We start from the raw sequence: 19212 nt of genomic DNA, 5'->3' as shown, positions 1-19212 counted from the left end.
TCCCGCATTTCAGGCAGGCTCAGCGGCGATAACCTGACCTGTGAGAAGGCCGGCATAAGCCGGCCTTGTCGTTGTTACATCACCAGACGGCGGATATCGCTCAAGGTGTTGTTGATGATGGTGATGAAACGCGCACCATCAGCACCGTCGATCACGCGGTGGTCGAAGGAGAGAGAGATCGGCAGCATCAGACGCGGCACGAACTCTTTACCATTCCAGACCGGCTCCATCGCGGATTTGGACACCCCAAGGATGGCCACTTCCGGCGCGTTGACGATCGGCGCGAAGTGGGTGGTGCCCAGGCCGCCGATGCTGGAGATGGTGAAGCAGCCACCCTGCATTTCGCCAGCGGTCAGCTTGCCATCACGCGCTTTTTTGGAGATGGTCATCAGTTCGCGCGAGAGTTCAATGATGCCTTTTTTGTTAACATCCTTGAACACCGGAACTACCAGACCGTTCGGCGTATCAACCGCCACGCCGATGTTAATATATTTCTTCAGCGTCAGCTTCTGGCCATCTTCAGACAGCGAGCTGTTGAAGCGCGGCATCTGCTCCAGCGCGGCAGCAACGGCTTTCATAATGAAGACAACCGGGGTGATCTTCACATCCAGCTTACGCTTCTCAGCTTCGGCGTTCTGCTGTTTACGGAACGCTTCCAGCTCGGTGATGTCGGTTTTGTCGAAGTGCGTAACGTGCGGGATCATCACCCAGTTACGGCTCAGGTTGGCGCCAGAAATTTTCTGGATGCGGCCCAGCTCGACTTCTTCAATTTCACCGAACTTGCTGAAGTCCACTTTCGGCCACGGCAGCATGCCCGGCAGTCCGCCGCCGCTTGCCGCAGCAGGTGCAGACTCAGCGCGTTTCACCGCGTCTTTCACGTAAGCCTGAACGTCTTCTTTCAGAATACGTCCTTTACGGCCGGTGCCTTTCACCTTCGTCAGGTTAACGCCGAACTCGCGCGCCAGACGACGGATAACCGGCGTGGCGTGAACGTAGGCGTCGTTCTCGGCAAATTCGTCTTTGCCGCTGGCTTTCGCGGCGGCCGGAGCCGGAGCCGCTTTTTCAGCCTGAGGCGCTGGCGCGGACGCTTCCTGTTTCGCCGCAGGAGCCGCCGCTGGCGCAGCGCCTTCCACTTCGAACAGCATGATCAGCGAACCGGTGCTGACTTTGTCGCCGGTGTTGATTTTGATCTCTTTCACCGTGCCTGCGAACGGCGCCGGGACTTCCATCGACGCTTTGTCGCCTTCGACGACGATCAGAGATTGCTCGGCGGTGACTTTATCGCCCGCCTTCACCAGCACTTCGGTGACTTCCACTTCATCGCCGCCGATATCCGGCACGTTGACTTCTTTGGTCGCTGAGCCGCCGGAGGCCGCAGGCGCGCTGGCCGCTTCCTCTTTTACCTGCGGCTTGGCCGCAGCGGCGTCACCGGAAGCGGCGGTTTCGAAGATCATAATCAGGGAGCCGGTGCTAACTTTATCGCCGGTGTTGATTTTGATCTCTTTCACCGTGCCCGCGAACGGCGCAGGCACTTCCATTGAGGCTTTATCGCCTTCAACGACGATCAGCGACTGTTCCGCCTCGACTTTATCGCCCACTTTCACCAGGATTTCGGTCACTTCGACTTCGTCGCTGCCGATGTCCGGCACGTTGACGTCTTTGCTGGCTGCGGCGGCGGCCGGCGCTGGCTGCGCGTCGGCTTTCTTCTCGGCGGCTGGCGCTGGCGCAGCTTCCGCTGCGCCCTCCGCGTCAAAAATCATAATCAGTTTGCCGGTTTCGACTTTGTCACCGGTGCTGACTTTGATCTCTTTCACCACGCCTGCCTGCGGCGACGGGACTTCCATCGACGCTTTGTCGCCTTCGACGACGATCAGCGACTGCTCGGCTTCCACCTTGTCGCCAACCTTGACCAGGATCTCGGTCACTTCAACTTCATCTGCACCGATGTCCGGTACCTTGATTTCGATAGCCATTGATCTTTACCTCTTATGCCAGACGCGGGTTGACTTTATCTGCATCGATGCTGAATTTGGCAATGGCGTCCGCCACCACTTTCTTATCGATTTCGCCGCGTTTGGCCAGTTCGCCCAGCGCTGCCACCACCACGTAGGAAGCATCTACTTCGAAGTGGTGACGCAGGTTCTCACGGCTGTCAGAGCGGCCGAAGCCGTCGGTGCCCAGTACGCGATAGTCGCTGGCCGGAATGTAGCTGCGAACCTGTTCAGCGAACAGTTTCATGTAGTCGGTTGAGGCAACGGCAGGCGCGTCGTTCATCACCTGAGCGATGTAAGGCACGCGCGCTTCTTCCGTCGGGTGCAGCATGTTCCAGCGCTCGCAATCCTGACCGTCGCGCGCCAGCTCGGTGAACGAGGTAACGCTGTAAACGTCGGAGCCGATGCCGTAATCCTTCGCCAGAATCTGCGCCGCGTCGCGTACGTGACGCAGGATGGCGCCGGAGCCCAGCAGCTGCACTTTGCCTTTGCTGCCTTCTACGGTTTCCAGCTTGTAGATACCCTTACGGATACCCTCTTCCGCGCCCTGCGGCATCGCTGGCATATGGTAGTTTTCGTTCAGCGTGGTGATGTAGTAGTAGATGTTTTCCTGCGCGTCGCCATACATGCGCGTCAGGCCATCCTGCATGATCACCGCAACTTCATAGGCGAAAGCCGGATCATAAGAGATACAGTTCGGAATGGTCAGCGCCTGAATATGGCTGTGGCCATCTTCATGCTGCAGACCTTCGCCGTTCAGCGTGGTGCGACCGGAGGTACCGCCGATCAGGAAGCCGCGGGCCTGTTGGTCGCCCGCCGCCCAGCAGAGATCGCCGATGCGCTGGAAGCCGAACATAGAGTAGTAGATGTAGAACGGGATCATCGGCAGGTTGTTGGTGCTGTAAGAAGTCGCAGCCGCCAGCCAGGACGCACCGGCGCCCAGTTCGTTGATCCCTTCCTGCAGGATCTGACCTTTTTCGTCTTCTTTATAGTAAGCAACCTGCTCACGGTCCTGCGGCGTGTACTGCTGGCCGTTCGGACTGTAGATGCCGATCTGACGGAACAGGCCTTCCATACCGAAGGTACGCGCTTCGTCAGCGATGATCGGCACCAGACGATCTTTGATCGACTTGTTCTTCAGCATCACGTTCAGGGCGCGAACGAAAGCGATGGTAGTGGAGATCTCTTTGTTCTGCTCTTCCAGCAGCGGCGCGAAATCTGCTAGCGTTGGCAGCTCAAGCTTCTCGGTGAAGTTTGGCTGACGGCTCGGCAGATAGCCGCCCAGCTTCTGACGCTGGCCGTGCAGGTAGTTGTACTCTTCGGAATCTTTTTCGAAGGTGACGTACGGCAGTTTTTCCAGCGCTTCGTCAGCAACCGGCACGTTGAAGCGATCGCGGACGTAACGTACGCCGTCCATGTTCATCTTCTTCACCTGGTGCGCGATGTTTTTGCCTTCTGCGGTGTCGCCCATACCATAGCCTTTAATGGTATGCGCCAGGATTACGACCGGCTTGCCTTTGGTTTCCTGCGCTTTTTTCAGTGCCGCGTAGATTTTCTTCGGATCGTGACCGCCGCGGTTCAGCGCGAAGATCTCGTCGTCGGTCATATCTTTCACCAGCTCGGCGGTTTCTGGATATTTACCGAAGAAGTGCTCGCGCACGTAGGCGCCGTTGCGCGATTTGAAGGTCTGATAGTCGCCGTCGACGGTTTCATTCATCAGCTGAATCAACTTGCCGCTGGTATCTTTACGCAGCAGTTCATCCCAACGGCTGCCCCAGATAACCTTGATCACTTCCCAGCCGGCGCCGCCGAAGATGCCTTCCAGCTCGTTGATGATCTTGCCGTTGCCGGTGACCGGGCCATCCAGACGCTGCAGGTTACAGTTGATGATGAACACCAGGTTGTCCAGCTTCTCGCGGGTCGCGATGGTGATAGCGCCTTTAGATTCCGGCTCGTCCATCTCGCCGTCGCCCAGGAACGCGTATACGGTCTGCGCGGAGGTGTCTTTCAGGCCGCGGTGTTCCAGATATTTCAGGAACTTCGCCTGATAGATGGCGGACAGCGGACCCAACCCCATGGAGACGGTCGGGAACTGCCAGAATTCCGGCATCAGTTTCGGGTGCGGATAGGAAGAGAGACCATTGCCATGCACTTCCTGACGGAAGTTGTTCATCTGCTCTTCGGTCAGACGGCCTTCAAGGAACGCGCGTGCGTAGACGCCCGGAGAGATATGCCCCTGGAAGTAAACCAGATCGCCGCCGTCTTTATCGTTGCGCGCGCGGAAGAAATGGTTGAAGCAGACTTCATAGATCGTTGCGGAAGACTGGAAAGATGAGAGGTGACCGCCCAGCTCCAGATCTTTTTTCGACGCACGCAGTACCGCCATCATGGCGTTCCAGCGAATTGCGGAACGGATACGACGCTCCAGAGAGGCGTTGCCCGGATAGTCCGGTTCATCTTCAACGGCGATAGAGTTGATATAGTTGCTGACAGCAGTACCTGCAGCGACCTTCACGCCGCCCTTACGCGCTTCATTCAGCACCTGGTCAATCAGGAACTGCGCACGCTCAACACCTTCTTCACGGATGACCGATTCGATCGCCTGTAGCCAGTCGCGGGTTTCGATCGGATCCACGTCATTATGTAAACGTTCTGACATGGGGGTATTCCTTATCTGTGTCTAATACGTTGAATTATCTGGAGCCTGTCTCCCTGCATTCTGCTTCATTCCAAAATGCAAGGAGACAGGCCCGTCGTTAGTTGCCGCGTATTCCCTTATCTTTTACCTGTTGGCGACAAGCCCGCCCGTTCGTAGCCGCCGTCCTCTTTTCTGAACGCCTGAGCCGCTGCCGGGAACCTGAATGCCCTCATGCAAAATCCTGGTTTTTAAAATTACGCGTTATTCCTTACGTTGCTGTAAACGACGCAGGGAGCGTTCACGACGCGTCTGCTCCCGACTTCTGTCCAGCAATATCTCCTCGATAAACGCCAGATGACGGTGTGAGGCTTCGCGCGCCTTTTCCGGCTCGCGGGCCACAATCGCCTCAAAAATACTGGCGCGATGGTTGCTCACCTGTGCCAGCATTTCCCGGCGTGAGTAAAGCAATTCAAAATTCTGTCTTACGTTTTTTTCCAGCATCGGCCCCATTGAGCGCAGCAAATGCAGCAGCACGACATTATGGGCCGCTTCCGTAACGGCGATTTGATACTGCATGACTGCATCCGCTTCAGCATCCAGATCGCCGCTCTGCTGAGCGTGCTGAATCGCCAGATGGCAGTCGCGAATGCGCTGTAAATCTTCCTCGGTGCCACGCAGGGCGGCGTAGTAAGCGGCGATACCTTCGAGAGCGTGGCGGGTTTCGAGCAGGTCAAACTGGGATTCAGGATGATCGGCGAGCAGCCCTACCAGCGGATCGCTCAGGCTCTGCCACAGATTCTTTTGTACGAAGGTGCCCCCGCCCTGACGACGCAGCAGTAATCCTTTTGCTTCCAGGCGTTGTATCGCTTCACGCAAAGAGGGACGTGAAACATCGAACTGCCTGGCGAGTTCACGTTCAGGGAGAAGCTTTTCGCCCGGACGCAGCGTCCCTTCCATAATCAGGGACTCAAGCTGTTGCTCTATTGCATCGGAGAGCTTTGGTTGGCGAATCTTACTGTAGGCCATAGTCCCTTCTTCTGCCAGGCGCCGAAGTAAATTGGTAATACCAATTAGAAAAAAGTGACGTTAAAGTAACAAAGTATTCACCTTCTGTCTATATGGCTTCAGCCCGAATTGTGCTGTCTGTCGGGTGTTGAAATGCCCGAAAACAGCACGGAAAAGACGCTATTTCTCCGCGAATGGACAATCTCCCTGGCGCGATTTTACCAAACCTTACACGAAGTTAGACCCGGATCTCATTTTACGTCATAAAAGAACCCTATTCGTCTTTATTCGAATTTTATGGCAAAAAATAATTTTGACGTGACCGGCGCAACGCTTTTCTGACAATCCCGTGCCATGAAAAAGAAAGCAGGTGCAATATTTCTCGCCTACCACTATTCTGAGCCTCGCGATAGCACTGGAAACAAATTGTGATAACCGCCTATGTAAAACTAACAATACAGAAAACGTAACGATATTATTACAAAGCCAGGCGCCTGCCCGCAGGCGTCAAAACGCCAACTCTTCAGGGAAGGCGAAAGAACAAGCATGAGGATTTTTATGGAACAACAGCAGGGCGAGACGCTGAAGCGCGGATTAAAGAACCGTCATATTCAGCTGATTGCATTAGGCGGCGCCGTCGGCACCGGCCTGTTTCTGGGAATTGGGCAAACTATCCAAATGGCCGGGCCGTCAGTCTTGCTGGGCTATGCCATTGGCGGTTTTATCGCATTTTTGATTATGCGCCAGCTGGGCGAAATGGTGGTGGAAGAACCGGTTGCCGGTTCCTTCAGCCACTTCGCCTATAAATACTGGGGCAACTTTGCCGGCTTCGCCTCCGGCTGGAACTACTGGGTGCTCTATGTGCTGGTGGCGATGGCGGAGCTGACCGCCGTCGGCAAATATGTGCAGGTCTGGTGGCCGGAGTTCCCCTCCTGGGCGACCGCCGCGATTTTCTTCGTTCTGATTAACGGCATTAACCTGACCAACGTCAAAGTCTACGGCGAGATGGAGTTCTGGTTCGCCATTATTAAAGTGGTCGCCGTGGTCGGGATGATCCTGTTCGGCGGCTGGCTGCTGCTGAGCGGACAAGGCGGCCCGGAAGCGTCGGTCACCAATATCTGGTCTCAGGGCGGTTTCTTCCCTCACGGCATTAGCGGGCTGGTAATGGCGATGGCGGTCATCATGTTCTCCTTCGGCGGCCTGGAACTGGTCGGTATTACCGCCGCCGAAGCGGACGATCCGACGAAAAGCATCCCACGCGCCACCAACCAGGTTATCTACCGCATCCTGATCTTCTATATCGGCTCGCTGGCGGTGCTGCTGTCTCTCTATCCGTGGGTAAAAGTCGTCGGCGAAAGCAGCCCATTCGTGATGATTTTCCACGATCTCGGCGAAACGCTGGTAGCCAATGTCTTAAACGTCGTATTCCTGACGGCGGCGCTGTCGGTCTATAACAGCTGCGTATACAGCAACAGCCGTATGCTTTACGGCCTGGCTAAACAGGGCAGCGGCCCGCAGGCGCTGCTGAAAGTCGACCGCCGCGGCGTGCCCTATATCGCTCTGGGCGTATCGGCGCTGGCGACCGCCGTCTGCGTGCTGATCAACTACCTGATGCCTGGCGAAGCGTTCGGCCTGCTGATGGCGCTGGTGGTCTCCGCACTGGTGATTAACTGGGCGATGATCAGTCTGGCGCACCTGAAATTCCGCAAGGCTAAAGATCGTCAGGGTGTACAGACGCGCTTCCGCGCCATTCTCTATCCGGCAGGCAACTGGATCTGCCTGATCTTTTTGGCGGCGATTCTGGTGATTATGCTGATGACGCCGGGCATGGCGATCTCGGTTTGGTTGATTCCGGTCTGGCTGATCGTGCTGGCGATCGGCTACGCGATTAAGAATAAAACACAGCGTGCGTAATCCTCCGCCGGGCGCCCCGCGCCCGGCTCTCCTTCCTGACTAATCGTTACGCCCTTCACATTTTTTCCGTCGCAGTTATTTTGTCCATCTTCATGACCAACCTGTATTAGCCCACCAATCGTTAAGCCGCAATAATCATTCCACGGCTCTGTGGGAGAAAATATAATGAACGGATCTGCGCTTTCTTTTCGAGAAAAGCTGGGTTACGGCATGGGCGACGCTGGCTGCAATATGATTGGCGGCGCGATTATGCTATTTCTTAACTATTTCTATACCGATGTATTTGGCCTGGCGCCTGCGCTGGTGGGCGTATTGCTCCTTTCCGTGCGCGTGCTGGATGCGGTGACCGATCCTATAATGGGCGCCATCGCCGATCGTACCCAGAGCCGCTGGGGGCGATTTCGTCCGTGGCTGTTGTGGGTGTCGGTGCCTTACGTTCTGTTCAGCGTGCTGATGTTTACCACGCCGGACTGGAGCTATGAATACAAAGTGATGTACGCTTTCGTCACCTATTTCCTGATGTCGCTGGCCTATACCGCCATCAATATTCCTTACTGCTCGCTGGGCGGCGTCATTACCAACGATCCCCATGAGCGCGTCTCCTGCCAGTCCTATCGTTTTGTCATGGTCGGCATCGCCACGCTGATTCTCTCCCTGACGCTGCTGCCGATGACCGAATGGTTCGGTGGCGGCGACAAGGCGCGCGGCTATCAAATGGCGATGGGCGTGATGGCGGTTATCGGGCTGCTGATGTTCCTTTACTGCTTCGCTACGGTACGCGAACGTATCCGCCCCGCCGTTCCCACTAACGACGATCTGAAAAACGATCTGCGCGACGTGTGGAAAAACGATCAGTGGGTGCGCATTCTGCTGCTGACCTTTTGCAACGTCTGCCCCGGTTTTATCCGCATGGCGGCGACGATGTATTACGTCACCTGGGTCATGGGGCAATCCACCCATTTCGCCACGCTGTTTATCAGCCTTGGCGTGGTGGGCATGATGATCGGCAGCACGCTGGCGAAAGTGCTGACAGATCGCTGGTGCAAGCTGAAGGTTTTCTTTTGGACCAATATCGCGTTGGCGATCTTCTCCTGCGGCTTTTACTTCCTGAATCCGCAGGCGACGGTGCTGGTGGCGGTCATGTATTTCCTGCTGAATATCCTGCATCAGATCCCCTCCCCGCTGCACTGGTCGCTGATGGCGGACGTGGATGATTACGGCGAATGGAAGACCGGCAAGCGTATCACCGGCATCAGCTTCTCCGGCAACCTGTTCTTCCTGAAGGTCGGCCTGGCGGTGGCCGGGGCGATGGTCGGCTTTCTGCTCTCTTTCTACGGCTACGATGCCGGCGCGAAACAGCAGGACGCCAGCGCCATCAACGGCATTATGCTGCTGTTTACCGTGATCCCCGGCATCGGCTACCTGATTACCGCAGGCGTGGTGCGCCTGTTAAAAGTCGACCGTCAACTGATGCAGACCATCCAGCAGGATCTGGCGAAACGGCGGGAAAACTATCGTGAGCTGAGCGCGCTGCGCGACGGCAATACTTTTGCTATCAAACCAGAAGGAACGGCACCATGACTACCCAGTGGCCTAATCCATTTATCGAACAGCGGGCGGACCCGTTTATTTTACGCCATCAGGATCGCTACTACTTTATCGCCTCGGTGCCCGAATATGACCGCCTGGAGCTGCGCTGCGCCGACACTCTTCTCGGTCTGGCGGAAGCGGAGACGGTGGTGGTGTGGCGCAAACCCGACGTCGGCCCGATGAGCGCGCTGATCTGGGCGCCGGAAATCCACCATGTGAACGGTCAATGGGTGATCTACTTTGCGGCGGCGCCGAGCCGGGAGATTAAAGAAGGGCTGTTTCAGCACCGCATGTACGCCCTGACCTGCGACGACGCCGATCCGCTGGCGGGAGAATGGCAGGATCGCGGCCGCATTCAGACGCCGATCGACAGTTTTTCGCTCGATGCGACCACCTTCCAGCATCAGGGCAAGCGGTGGTATCTGTGGGCGCAAAAAGATCCGGCTATCCCCGGCAACTCCAATCTTTATCTGGCGGAACTGGAGAATCCCTGGACGCTGAAAGGCAGGCCGGTGATGCTGAGCCGTCCTGAATACGAGTGGGAGTGCGCAGGATTCAGTGTTAACGAAGGCCCGGCCGTTATTCGTCACGGCAACCGCCTGTTTGTCAGCTATTCCGCCAGCGCGACGGATGAAAATTACTGCCTGGGCCTGCTGTGGATCGATGTGGATGACGATCCGATGCAGCCCGCCCACTGGAATAAATCCGCCCGGCCGGTCTTCACCACCAGCTGGGAAAACCGCCAGTACGGGCCGGGGCATAACAGCTTTACCGTCGATGAAGAAGGCAACGATCTGCTGGTCTATCACGCGCGCAACTACACCGAAATTGAAGGCGATCCGCTGTGGGACCCGAATCGCCATACGCGCATAAAAAACATTGTCTGGGACGCCAACGGCATGCCGGACTTCGGCGTGCCGCCAGCCGACACCACGTTACACCAGCGTGCCGTAAATGGTGAGTAGCGCCACCACCACCACAATCACCAGCGAGACCTTTTTGGCCAGCGCCACGGCAATCCGTGGCGTTTCCACGCTGTCGTTACGCTCATCGCGTTCCAGCGAATATTGCGCCAGCTGCGTCAGCACCTGATACTGCGGGCGGCGCAGATCGCCCAGCGCTGCAAACCAGGCGGGCAGCGCGCGTTCGCCGTGTCCTAACAATGCGTAAGCCGCGCCTGCCAGACGAACCGGAATCCAGTCCACCCAGTGCAGGAGGCGGTCGATGCCGGAACGGGCGCGCTCAAGCGGCGTCTGGTGTTTCGCCAGCCAGCTTTGCCAGGCGCGCAGGAAGGCGTAGCCGGTCAGCAGCACCGGCCCCCAGGCGCCGCCGACAACAAACCAGAACAGCGGCGCCAGATAGAAGCGGTAGTTGATCCACAACAGCGCGTTTTGCAGTTCTTTCAGCGTCTCCTGCTGATTGCATTCAACCGGCATGCCGTGGATCAGCGTCAGCTCCTCCGCCATTGCGCCGCAGGCGTTGGCGTCGCCGTGGCTGGCAGCCTTCAGATAAGCGTGATAATGCAGACGCATTGAACCCGCGCCTATACAAAGCAGCCCCGTAACGATCCAGAACAGTAGTTGAGGCACGCCGAAGAACAGACCGCGCAGCGAGAGGATAATCACCAGCACCAGCAGCATTGCCACCAGCGTCATGCCGACGGTGCGCCAGAGGGAAAAATGGCGGCGCTGACGGAAAAAGGGCTCAAGACGATGATCGAGCTGCCAGCGTTCGCCCATTTTAAACAGGCGTTCCCAACCCAAAACCAGTAACAAAGAAAAAAGCGTCATGCATTCCGCTCCGGTAAATGTAAGCTGGCGGTCTCCGGCAGACCGCGCAGAAAGCGCGTCCAGTCAAACGCGGGACCCGGATCGGTCTTGCGTTCCGGCGCGATATCACTGTGCCCGGTTATACGTGCGGGCGTAATCGGATAATGCTGCATCAGCAGGCGCGTTATCTCCTGCAACGCCTGATACTGCGCATCGGTGTAGGCGAGCGTATCGGTGCCTTCCAGCTCAATGCCGATAGAAAAATCATTGCAGTTTTCCCTCCCCTGCCAGCAGGAAAGGCCGGCGTGCCAGGCGCGCTTATCGAAAGGCACGTACTGCACGATTTCGCCGTCGCGTCGGATCAGACAGTGCGCAGCGACGCGCAGGTGAGCGATATCGGCGAAATAAGGATGGGCGGCCGGATCAAGTGTGCCGGTAAACAGCGCATCGATCCAGGGGCCGCCGAACTCGCCGGGCGGCAGGCTGATGTTATGCACCACCAGCAGGCTGGGCGTCTCCTCATCCGGGCGGATATTGAAATGCGGTGAAGGCACCTGGCGCACGTCCGTCAGCCAGCCCTCTTTTAACTCCATGCCGGGATCTCCTGTTCATTTTTTTACACAGCCTAACATGAATTAGTCGACCTATTTACATTCCTTGTGCGACCCTTTTCAGGATCAAAAAGGTTCTGACTGGGTCTTTCCCAGGCCTAAATAGCGCCTTCTGAGCCCCTCCCGACACGCATTATCCAGTGAAAAAACGCGGAATTTGTTTAGCGAACTAAACTTTATACCCTGAACTGGCGCCTGACGGCGCGCCAGGATAGAGTAAGCGCATCGCAAAAAACCATGACGGGAACTTTATGACACAGCGACGTTACAACCCTGAAAACCGACGCGCGGCTCTGCTTTCACGCATTAAAGATGATATTCCTGGCGCCGTGGCGCTGGCTTTGCGAGAAGATCTCGGCGGCGAGGCCAACGCTGAAAACGATATTACCGCCAGCCTGCTTCCTGCTGATAAGCAGGCGCAGGCGACAGTGATTACACGCGAAGCCGGTGTTTTCTGTGGTAAACGCTGGGTGGAGGAAGTCTTTATTCAGCTGGGGAATCAGGCGCAGCTCACCTGGCGCGTTGCGGATGGCGATGCGATCGAGGCGGGACAAACGCTGTTTGAAGTTTCCGGTCCGGCGCGTCTGCTGCTCACCGCTGAACGCACCGCGCTCAACTTCGTGCAGACGCTTTCCGGCGTCGCCAGCGAAGTCAGCCGCTACGTCAGTCTGCTGGAAGGCACGCAGACCCGCCTGCTGGATACGCGTAAAACGCTGCCGGGGCTGCGTACCGCTCTGAAATACGCCGTGCTGTGCGGCGGCGGGGAAAACCATCGCCTCGGACTCTCGGACGCCTTTCTCATTAAGGAGAACCATATTATCGCCAGCGGCTCCATTCAGCTGGCGGTGGAAAAGGCGCTCTGGCTGCATCCCGATGTGCCGGTCGAAGTGGAAGTCGAAACGCTGAATGAGCTGGAGCAGGCGCTGGCGGCTGGCGCCGATATCGTTATGCTCGATAACTTCTCCGTTGAACAGATGCGCGAAGCGGTCAGCATCAACCAGGGTCGGGCGCTGTTGGAAGTCTCCGGCAACGTCACCGACCAGACGCTGCGTAGCTTCGCAGAAACCGGCGTTGATTACATTTCGGTAGGGGCGCTGACCAAGCATGTGCGGGCGCTGGATCTCTCCATGCGCTTCCGCTAAGCCGGTTACGGGTGGCGCTCCCTGAGCGCCACGCCTGCCTCACTGCACGTTGACTCGCCGCCTTCTCTCCGCCCCTTAGTTTTCTTGCATATCGCCAGATAACTTTGCGAGGTCGCTTCCAGCTTTTCTGCCGCCTGCGGCAACACGGTGAATATTTTACGGCCGCTTTTCCAGTTCCTCTTGCTTCCCCTCGTCCCTTTGCGCTCCGTTAGCTAACGTCGGGTCTGTAACCCACATGGAGAAGTGCAAATGAGACAACAAGGTTTTACGCTGATTGAATTGATGATTGTGATTGGCATCGTGGCGATACTCAGCGCTATCGGCATACCCGCTTACCAGAACTACCTGCAGAAGGCCGCCCTGACCGATATGCTGCAAACGATGCTGCCTTATAAAACGGCGGTTGAGCTCTGTGCGGTTGAACATGGCGCAACGACAAACTGTAGCGCAGGTAGCAACGGCGTGCCGGCGGCGAAGCGTTCGCGCTATGTGGCTTCCGTCAGCGTAACGGCGGGCGCGATCGCGCTTACCGGCCAGGAGAGTCTGAATGGCCTGAAGGTCACCCTTACCCCACAATGGCAAAGCAATGAAGGCCAGATGAACTGGCAGCGCAGCTGTGACAGCACTAACGCTGGCTTGCAGGATGCATGCCGTGCGGTGTTCCGCTTCGATGACGATGAGGTTAAGCCATGAACAGCGCTAACCTTCGCCTACAGGAGATTTGCCGCCAGTATCAGGCATTGCTGATCAAAGAAGATGCGGCGACGATTACGGTGGCGGTTGCCGGCGCGCCATCGCCCTTGATGCTGGAGGCGTTGCAGTTTACCGGTCAGCGTCAGATATCGGTAGAACGTTGGCCGCAGGCGCGGCTTGAGCAGCTGCGCGGCATGCCAGCGAAGGCAGAAGAAGCGCAGATACCGTCAGCCTCCGTTACGGCGCTGGTTGACCAACTGCTGCTGCAGGCGTTTCAACGCCGCGCCTCCGATATCCATATTGAACCCGGCGCGGATGGCATGCGGGTGCGGCTGCGTATTGACGGCGTAATGCAGCCATTACAGAGCATCAGCGATACGCAGCAGGCGCCGCTGCTTGCGCGCCTTAAGATCCTCGCTAACCTGGATATCGCCGAGCGCCGTCTGCCCCAGGATGGGCAATTCAGCGTCAGCGTGCAGGATGAAGCGATTGCGTTCCGTCTCGCCACCCTGCCGGTTCACAACGGCGAAAAAGCGGTGATCCGTTTGCTGCAGAGCGCATCGCAGGCGTTGACGCTGGCGCAACTGGGGATGCAGCCCGCCGCGCTCGCCTGTTTTTGCCGCGCGCTGGCCCAGCCGCAGGGGCTGATTCTGGTGACCGGCCCGACCGGCAGCGGCAAAACCCATACGCTCTATAGCGGTCTTAGCCACCTTAACCAGCCGGGAAAAAATTTGTGCAGCGTTGAAGACCCGGTGGAAATTCCGCTGGCGGGCGTTAATCAAACGCAGATCAATCCACGCGCCGGGCTTGATTTTCAACGCGTGCTGCGCGCCCTGCTACGCCAGGACCCGGATGTGATTATGCTGGGCGAAATTCGCGATAGCGAAAGTGCGGAGATCGCGGTAAAGGCGGCGCAAACCGGTCATCTGGTGCTTTCTACGCTGCATACCAACTCCCCTGTCGAGACGCTAACGCGCCTCGGACAGATGGGCATTCCGGGTTATCTGCTGGCTTCCGCGCTGCGGCTGGTGATTGCGCAACGGTTGGTGCGTCGCCTTTGCCCGCACTGCCGCTCGCCGGCGGAAAAAATTGATGACCTGCCTGCGCATCTCTGGTCCGGCAGCCTGCAAAACTGGCAGGCTACCGGCTGCGATCACTGCTTTTCCGGCTACTACGGCCGGCTGGCGCTGTTTGAGCTGCTGGCGATTAACAGTGAACTGCAAACGGCTATCGCCGCGGACGCCGGTAGCGAGACGTTGAATGCGCTGGCGCAGCGGCAGGATCTAAACAGCCTGCTGGTAGAAGGGCTGCATGCGGTCGATCGCGGCGATACATCGCTGGCGGAAGTGTATCGCGTGATAGGCGTGGAACATGGCTAACTGTCGCCTCTGGCGCTGGCAGGCGATGAATCAACAGGGTGAGCTGGTGGAAGGATGCTGGCTGGGGGAAAACGAGCAGGCCGTCATGACGAAAATGGCGGCGCTGCAACTTATGCCGCTTTCCTGCAAGGCGGGCAAATATTTCCGCGCCCGTGACTGGAAGACGCGTCAGAAAGTCGCCCTGATGCATCAGCTGGCGACGCTGCTGAAGGCTGGCCTGACGCTCTCTACCGGGTTACATCTGCTGAGCGAAGGCGAACCTCATCCCGGCTGGCGTGCCCTGCTGGCAGCGTTGCAGGAAGAGGTTGAACAGGGAACACCTTTTTCCATAGCGCTGGCGAAATGGCCTGGTATTTTCCCTCCTCTTTACGCCGCGCTGATGAAGGTCGGCGAGTTGACCGGCCAGTTAGATCGCTGCTGCGCTCAACTGGCCAGTCAGCAGGAACGGCAGATGCGGTTACAGAAAAAGGTAGTTACCGCGCTGCGCTATCCGCTGTTCATTTTATTGATCGCGCTGACGGTAGCTGGCGGTATGCTGTTGCTGGTGCTGCCGGAGTTCGTCGCCATCTATCAGGCATTCAACGCGCCGCTGCCTGCCTTTACCGCCGCCGTACTGACGCTCTCGGCGGGACTGCAACGGCTGTTTGCGCCGTTGGCGCTCATCATGGCCGGCCTGCTTGGTTTCTGGCGCTATCAGCGTAAACGACGGCCTGAATGGCAGCGAAACGAACAGCGTTGCCTGCTGCGGCTACCGTTGCTTTCGAAACTGTGGCGCGGCAGCTTGCTCAGCCAGATATTCGCCATCCTGACCCTTACCCAGCAGGCAGGATTGCCGCTGCTGCAGGGGCTCCAGGCGGTAGAGCAAACGCTGACGCCCCGGCTGTGGCGCGACGCGATACGGCAGCTGCAGACGCAGATTGCGGAAGGAACGCCGCTGCATCAGGCGATCGCTGACAGCGCCCTGTTCACTTCGCTCTGTCGGCAGCTGATAAAAGTAGGGGAAGAAGCAGGCGCGCTGGATGATTTGCTGGCCCGTCTGGCGCAGTGGCATGAAAGCCAGACGCATGAGCTGGCTGATACGCTGGCGACCACGCTGGAACCGGTAATGATGCTGATTACCGGCGCCATTGTCGGTACGCTGGTGGTCGCCATGTATCTGCCCATCTTCAGCCTGGGCGAGGTAATGAATTAGCGGTTAAAAACGCGGTTTTCCTGCTCCGCTACGCGAATAAAGGTGGTGCGCTTGGTCAGTTCCTTCAGGCGTTCCGCGCCGACATAGGTACAGGCGGAACGCAGGCCGCCGAGAATATCGCGCGCCGTCGCGTCAACCGGGCCGCGCAGCGGCAGCTTAACCGTTTTGCCTTCGGCCGCACGGTATTCCGCAACGCCGCCCACGTGACGTTTCATGGCGGATTCGGAACTCATGCCGTAAAACAGCATGAATTTTTCGCCGTTCTCTTCAACAATATGCCCTTCGCATTCATCGTGCGCAGCCAGCATACCGCCGAGCATAACGAAATCCGCGCCGCCGCCGAACGCTTTGGCGACGTCGCCCGGCACCGAACAACCGCCGTCGCTAACGATCTGCCCGCCCAGACCATGCGCGGCATCGGCGCACTCAATCACGGCGGAAAGCTGCGGATAACCTACCCCGGTTTTTACGCGCGTGGTGCAAACCGAACCGGGACCGATACCCACCTTGACGATATCCGCACCGGAGAGGATCAGCTCTTCGACCATCTCGCCGGTCACGACGTTGCCCGCACAGATCGTTTTATCCGGGCAGGCTTCACGCGCCCGCTGCAGGAATTCAACGAAATGCTCGGAGTAACCGTTCGCTACGTCGATACAGATAAAATTCAGCGCAGGCGACAGCGCCAGCACCGCTTTTAGCTTGTCGAAGTCGGCGTCGGAAGTGCCGGTGGAGACCATCACATGTTGCAGCACCTGCTCCGGCACGCGCTGGACAAATGCGCGCCATTCGTCAACGCTGTAATGCTTGTGCACCGCAGTAAGGATATCGAAGCTGGCCAGCGCTTCAGCCATGCGGAAGGTACCTACGGTATCCATATTGGCGGCGATGATCGGAACGCCAGACCAGGCGATGCCGGAGTGTTTGAAAGTAAACTGACGGCTCAGCTCTACCTGTGAACGGCTTTTTAAGGTAGAACGTTTCGGGCGGATTAAAACATCTTTGAAACCCAGTTTTAAATCTTCTTCAATACGCATGACAGCTTTCCTGGTTAATGGCGACGATCTGACGATCGGGGGCTGCAGCCAGCTCCAGTGACGCTATCATACGCGCTAAAAACGCACGTACAAGACTGCGAAATTGCCTTTATTTACGCTACAATCCCGTAAATTTACCTGAAGAGAAGCGATGTGATCGCTATTGCAAAATATACCGATCACAGTGCGCGTTAATCTCAGGCTAACCGGCGTTTACAGGCGAAGCAGGAACCGATAAAGATGCCTTACACCGTTGCGCTGACCGGCGGGATCGGCAGTGGAAAAAGCACCGTCGCCCAGGCCTTCGCACAGCATGGCGTGGATATTATTGATGCCGACGTGATTGCGCGTCAGGTGGTGGAGCCTGGACAACCCGCGTTGGCGGAGATAGCGGCGCACTTTGGCCCTTCTGTTCTTCTGGCGGACGGCTCGCTGAATCGCGCTGCATTGCGCCAAACGATATTCAACGCGCCAGCGGAAAAAACCTGGCTCAATCAACTGCTGCATCCGCTGATCCATGCAGAGACACGGCGGCAAATTATGGCGGCCCGCTCCCCCTGGTGCTTATGGGTAGTGCCGCTGCTGGTGGAAAATCGTCTGGAAAAACTGGCCGATCGGGTGCTGGTGGTGGATGTCGATCCTGCGGTTCAGATTACGCGCACCATCGCCCGCGATCGCGTCACGCGCGAACAGGCCGAAAAAATTATTGCCGCTCAGGCCACACGCGAAGCGCGTCTGGCCGTGGCGGATGACATTATTGAAAACAGCGGGCGTCCTGAAGAAGTGGCGCCGCTGGTCGCCGAACTGCATCAGTGCTATCTGGCGCTGGCCAGAGCGACAAAACAGGATTAACAGCATGAGCAAAATCGTTCTTTTCGAGCATCCGTTAAATGAAAAAATGCGCACCTGGCTGAGGATTGAGTTTCTGCTGCAACAGCTTCAGGCTTGTGCCAATATTACCGATTACCTGACCGCCCTGACCTTTTTCCGCAATATCAGCGAGCTGCTGGATGTGTTTGAGCGCGGCGAGCTGCGCACTGAGATGCTGAAAGAGCTGGAGCGTCAGCAGCAAAAACTGCTGGCCTGGTGCGACGTGCCCGGCGTGGATACCGAACGGGTGGAAGCGCTGCGTCGACAGCTGAAAAGCCGCGCCGGGGAACTGATGGCGGCGCCGCGCATTGGCCAGTCGCTGCGCGAAGATCGCCTGATTGCGCTGGTGCGTCAGCGCCTGAGCATTCCCGGCGGCTGTTGCAGTTTCGATTTGCCGACGCTGCATGTCTGGCTGCATCTCGATCAGCCGCTGCGCGATGCGCAGGTCGCCAGCTGGATGGGCTCGCTCGATCCGCTGCGTCAGGCGCTGTTTATGATTCTGGAGCTGATCCGTCAGTCCGGCGTTTTCCGCCATCAGACCAGCCTGAACGGTTTTTATCAGGATAACGCCGAGGGCGCTGACCTGCTGCGTCTGCAACTGACGCTGGAGGACAATCTTTATCCGCAGGTATCGGGCCATAAAACCCGTTACGCGATCCGTTTTCTACCGCTTGACAGCGAGCGTGGTGAAGTGCCGGCACGTCTCGATTTCGAGCTGGCCTGTTGTTAGAGGGGTTATATGAGTAAAGATGTCACGAAAGTCGCCTGTCCGACCTGCGGCAGAACGGTCATCTGGGGAGAAGAGAGTCCGTTTCGTCCGTTTTGCAGTAAGCGCTGCCAGCTAATCGATCTGGGAGAGTGGGCCGCTGAGGAAAAACGTATCCCCAGCAGCAACGATCTCACCGACAGCGATGACTGGAGTGAGGAAGACATTCAGCGTCACTGACACCTGGACGGAAATTCAGTCCTGAATTACGGGCGCGCTTCCGCCAGCAGGCGCGCCACCAGCTTGTGGTTCGCCGGTGGAAACTCATCGGCGACCAGCTCGCGCTGAGGTACCCAGCGCTGCGGCTGGCCTTCTTTCCCCAGGGCTCGCCCTGCCACTGTTCCACCATAAAAAAGTGCAGCGTCACGCGCAGATCTTCATAGGTGTGATCGGCATTGCCAAATGCGGTCGCCGCTATCACCACAATGCCGGTCTCTTCCAGCAGCTCGCGCTTCAGCGCCTGCTCCGGCGTTTCGCCTACTTCGATTTTCCCGCCCGGAAACTCCCACATATTCGCCATATGGGAGTCGGCCGGACGGCGCGTCAGAAAGATTTCCTGCTGTGCATTGCGAATGATGCCAACAGCGACCTGAAGATGTTTCATTTTCGCATCCT

The 19212-nt window shown here is 57.6% G+C and carries 16 protein-coding genes and 1 pseudogene; 10 read left to right on the top strand and 7 right to left on the bottom strand.

The window, feature by feature from the left end; genetic code table 11:
* Positions 1-74: 74 nt before the first annotated feature.
* The 3 genes from aceF to pdhR form a co-directional block, all read right to left on the bottom strand.
* Positions 75-1973 carry a pyruvate dehydrogenase complex dihydrolipoyllysine-residue acetyltransferase gene (gene aceF, locus C2E16_RS04370; RefSeq protein ID WP_038628192.1) on the bottom strand — a complete coding sequence of 633 codons (1899 nt, stop codon included), beginning with the start codon at positions 1971-1973 and terminating at the stop codon, positions 75-77.
* 13 nt (positions 1974-1986) lie between these two features.
* On the bottom strand, positions 1987-4650 hold the full coding sequence (aceE, locus tag C2E16_RS04365; protein ID WP_038628194.1) for a pyruvate dehydrogenase (acetyl-transferring), homodimeric type: 2664 nt from the start codon (positions 4648-4650) through the stop codon (positions 1987-1989).
* 240 nt (positions 4651-4890) lie between these two features.
* Entirely contained in the window at positions 4891-5655 is a 765-nt protein-coding gene (gene pdhR, locus C2E16_RS04360; protein WP_038628197.1) for a pyruvate dehydrogenase complex transcriptional repressor PdhR, read from the bottom strand.
* Positions 5656-6192: 537 nt separating this feature from the next.
* Between pdhR and aroP the strand changes: the two genes are divergently transcribed.
* From aroP to C2E16_RS04345, 3 genes are all read left to right on the top strand, one after another.
* Positions 6193-7548 carry an aromatic amino acid transporter AroP gene (aroP, locus tag C2E16_RS04355; protein ID WP_084969999.1) on the top strand — a complete coding sequence of 452 codons (1356 nt, stop codon included), beginning with the start codon at positions 6193-6195 and terminating at the stop codon, positions 7546-7548.
* A gap of 165 nt (positions 7549-7713) precedes the next feature.
* Complete coding sequence (locus tag C2E16_RS04350) at positions 7714-9129, top strand: glycoside-pentoside-hexuronide (GPH):cation symporter (RefSeq protein ID WP_038628202.1); 1416 nt, start codon at positions 7714-7716, stop codon at positions 9127-9129.
* Complete coding sequence (locus C2E16_RS04345) at positions 9126-10103, top strand: glycoside hydrolase family 43 protein (RefSeq protein ID WP_038628205.1); 978 nt, start codon at positions 9126-9128, stop codon at positions 10101-10103. The genes C2E16_RS04350 and C2E16_RS04345 overlap by 4 nt, the downstream gene beginning before the upstream one ends.
* Here C2E16_RS04345 and ampE read toward each other — a convergent pair.
* A complete protein-coding gene (ampE, locus tag C2E16_RS04340) occupies positions 10074-10928 on the bottom strand; it encodes a beta-lactamase regulator AmpE (protein ID WP_038628207.1) in 855 nt (284 codons plus the stop codon). The genes C2E16_RS04345 and ampE overlap by 30 nt on opposite strands.
* A complete protein-coding gene (ampD, locus tag C2E16_RS04335; RefSeq protein WP_038628211.1) occupies positions 10925-11500 on the bottom strand; it encodes a 1,6-anhydro-N-acetylmuramyl-L-alanine amidase AmpD in 576 nt (191 codons plus the stop codon). Before ampD ends, ampE begins: the two co-directional genes overlap by 4 nt.
* Before the next feature lie 269 nt (positions 11501-11769).
* Between ampD and nadC the strand changes: the two genes are divergently transcribed.
* The 4 genes from nadC (at position 11770) to hofC (ending at position 15924) form a co-directional block, all read left to right on the top strand.
* Positions 11770-12660, top strand: coding sequence for a carboxylating nicotinate-nucleotide diphosphorylase (nadC, locus tag C2E16_RS04330; protein WP_038628214.1), 891 nt, complete (start codon positions 11770-11772; stop codon positions 12658-12660).
* A gap of 249 nt (positions 12661-12909) precedes the next feature.
* On the top strand, positions 12910-13353 hold the full coding sequence (gene ppdD / locus C2E16_RS04325; protein WP_038628216.1) for a prepilin peptidase-dependent pilin: 444 nt from the start codon (positions 12910-12912) through the stop codon (positions 13351-13353).
* A complete protein-coding gene (gene gspE / locus C2E16_RS04320; RefSeq protein WP_038628218.1) occupies positions 13350-14732 on the top strand; it encodes a type II secretion system protein GspE in 1383 nt (460 codons plus the stop codon). The genes ppdD and gspE overlap by 4 nt, the downstream gene beginning before the upstream one ends.
* Entirely contained in the window at positions 14725-15924 is a 1200-nt protein-coding gene (gene hofC, locus C2E16_RS04315; protein ID WP_038628221.1) for a protein transport protein HofC, read from the top strand. Before gspE ends, hofC begins: the two co-directional genes overlap by 8 nt.
* Here hofC and C2E16_RS04310 read toward each other — a convergent pair.
* Positions 15921-16961, bottom strand: a complete 1041-nt coding sequence (locus C2E16_RS04310; protein ID WP_038628222.1) for a GMP reductase — start codon at positions 16959-16961, stop codon at positions 15921-15923. The genes hofC and C2E16_RS04310 overlap by 4 nt on opposite strands.
* Before the next feature lie 240 nt (positions 16962-17201).
* Here C2E16_RS04310 and coaE point away from each other — a divergent pair, with 240 nt between their 5' ends.
* From coaE to yacG, 3 genes are read left to right on the top strand one after another with little or no spacing between them, the layout of a single operon-like run.
* On the top strand, positions 17202-17813 hold the full coding sequence (gene coaE, locus C2E16_RS04305; RefSeq protein WP_084969998.1) for a dephospho-CoA kinase: 612 nt from the start codon (positions 17202-17204) through the stop codon (positions 17811-17813).
* Positions 17814-17817: 4 nt separating this feature from the next.
* Positions 17818-18561, top strand: coding sequence for a cell division protein ZapD (zapD, locus tag C2E16_RS04300; RefSeq protein WP_038628225.1), 744 nt, complete (start codon positions 17818-17820; stop codon positions 18559-18561).
* A 9-nt stretch (positions 18562-18570) separates the two neighbouring features.
* Positions 18571-18777: a DNA gyrase inhibitor YacG gene (gene yacG, locus C2E16_RS04295; RefSeq protein ID WP_038628227.1), complete on the top strand. Its 207-nt coding sequence runs from the start codon at positions 18571-18573 to the stop codon at positions 18775-18777.
* A gap of 26 nt (positions 18778-18803) precedes the next feature.
* On the opposite strand, the pseudogene mutT reads toward yacG, so the two are convergent.
* Positions 18804-19201 (bottom strand): annotated as a pseudogene (gene mutT / locus C2E16_RS04290) (8-oxo-dGTP diphosphatase MutT).
* Positions 19202-19212: the final 11 nt, after the last annotated feature.

Origin of the sequence: Mixta calida, assembly GCF_002953215.1 — a bacterium.
Classification (GTDB): Bacteria; Pseudomonadota; Gammaproteobacteria; order Enterobacterales; family Enterobacteriaceae; genus Mixta; species Mixta calida.
Note: the sequence above shows the minus strand (reverse complement) of the source record. Positions and strands in the feature narration are given on the sequence as shown.

Bases quoted from the DNA above. Each gene is read 5' to 3' on its own strand.
- gspE (WP_038628218.1), top strand. From the start codon at position 13,350: ATGAACAGCGCTAACCTTCGCCTACAGGAGATTTGCCGCCAGTATCAG.
- hofC (WP_038628221.1), top strand. From the start codon at position 14,725: ATGGCTAACTGTCGCCTCTGGCGCTGGCAGGCGATGAATCAACAGGGT.
- nadC (WP_038628214.1), top strand. From the start codon at position 11,770: ATGACACAGCGACGTTACAACCCTGAAAACCGACGCGCGGCTCTGCTT.
- ppdD (WP_038628216.1), top strand. From the start codon at position 12,910: ATGAGACAACAAGGTTTTACGCTGATTGAATTGATGATTGTGATTGGC.
- ampD (WP_038628211.1), bottom strand. From the start codon at position 11,500: ATGGAGTTAAAAGAGGGCTGGCTGACGGACGTGCGCCAGGTGCCTTCA.
- zapD (WP_038628225.1), top strand. From the start codon at position 17,818: ATGAGCAAAATCGTTCTTTTCGAGCATCCGTTAAATGAAAAAATGCGC.
- C2E16_RS04345 (WP_038628205.1), top strand. From the start codon at position 9,126: ATGACTACCCAGTGGCCTAATCCATTTATCGAACAGCGGGCGGACCCG.
- yacG (WP_038628227.1), top strand. From the start codon at position 18,571: ATGAGTAAAGATGTCACGAAAGTCGCCTGTCCGACCTGCGGCAGAACG.
- C2E16_RS04310 (WP_038628222.1), bottom strand. From the start codon at position 16,961: ATGCGTATTGAAGAAGATTTAAAACTGGGTTTCAAAGATGTTTTAATC.
- ampE (WP_038628207.1), bottom strand. From the start codon at position 10,928: ATGACGCTTTTTTCTTTGTTACTGGTTTTGGGTTGGGAACGCCTGTTT.
- C2E16_RS04350 (WP_038628202.1), top strand. From the start codon at position 7,714: ATGAACGGATCTGCGCTTTCTTTTCGAGAAAAGCTGGGTTACGGCATG.
- aroP (WP_084969999.1), top strand. From the start codon at position 6,193: ATGGAACAACAGCAGGGCGAGACGCTGAAGCGCGGATTAAAGAACCGT.
- aceE (WP_038628194.1), bottom strand. From the start codon at position 4,650: ATGTCAGAACGTTTACATAATGACGTGGATCCGATCGAAACCCGCGAC.
- coaE (WP_084969998.1), top strand. From the start codon at position 17,202: ATGCCTTACACCGTTGCGCTGACCGGCGGGATCGGCAGTGGAAAAAGC.
- aceF (WP_038628192.1), bottom strand. From the start codon at position 1,973: ATGGCTATCGAAATCAAGGTACCGGACATCGGTGCAGATGAAGTTGAA.
- pdhR (WP_038628197.1), bottom strand. From the start codon at position 5,655: ATGGCCTACAGTAAGATTCGCCAACCAAAGCTCTCCGATGCAATAGAG.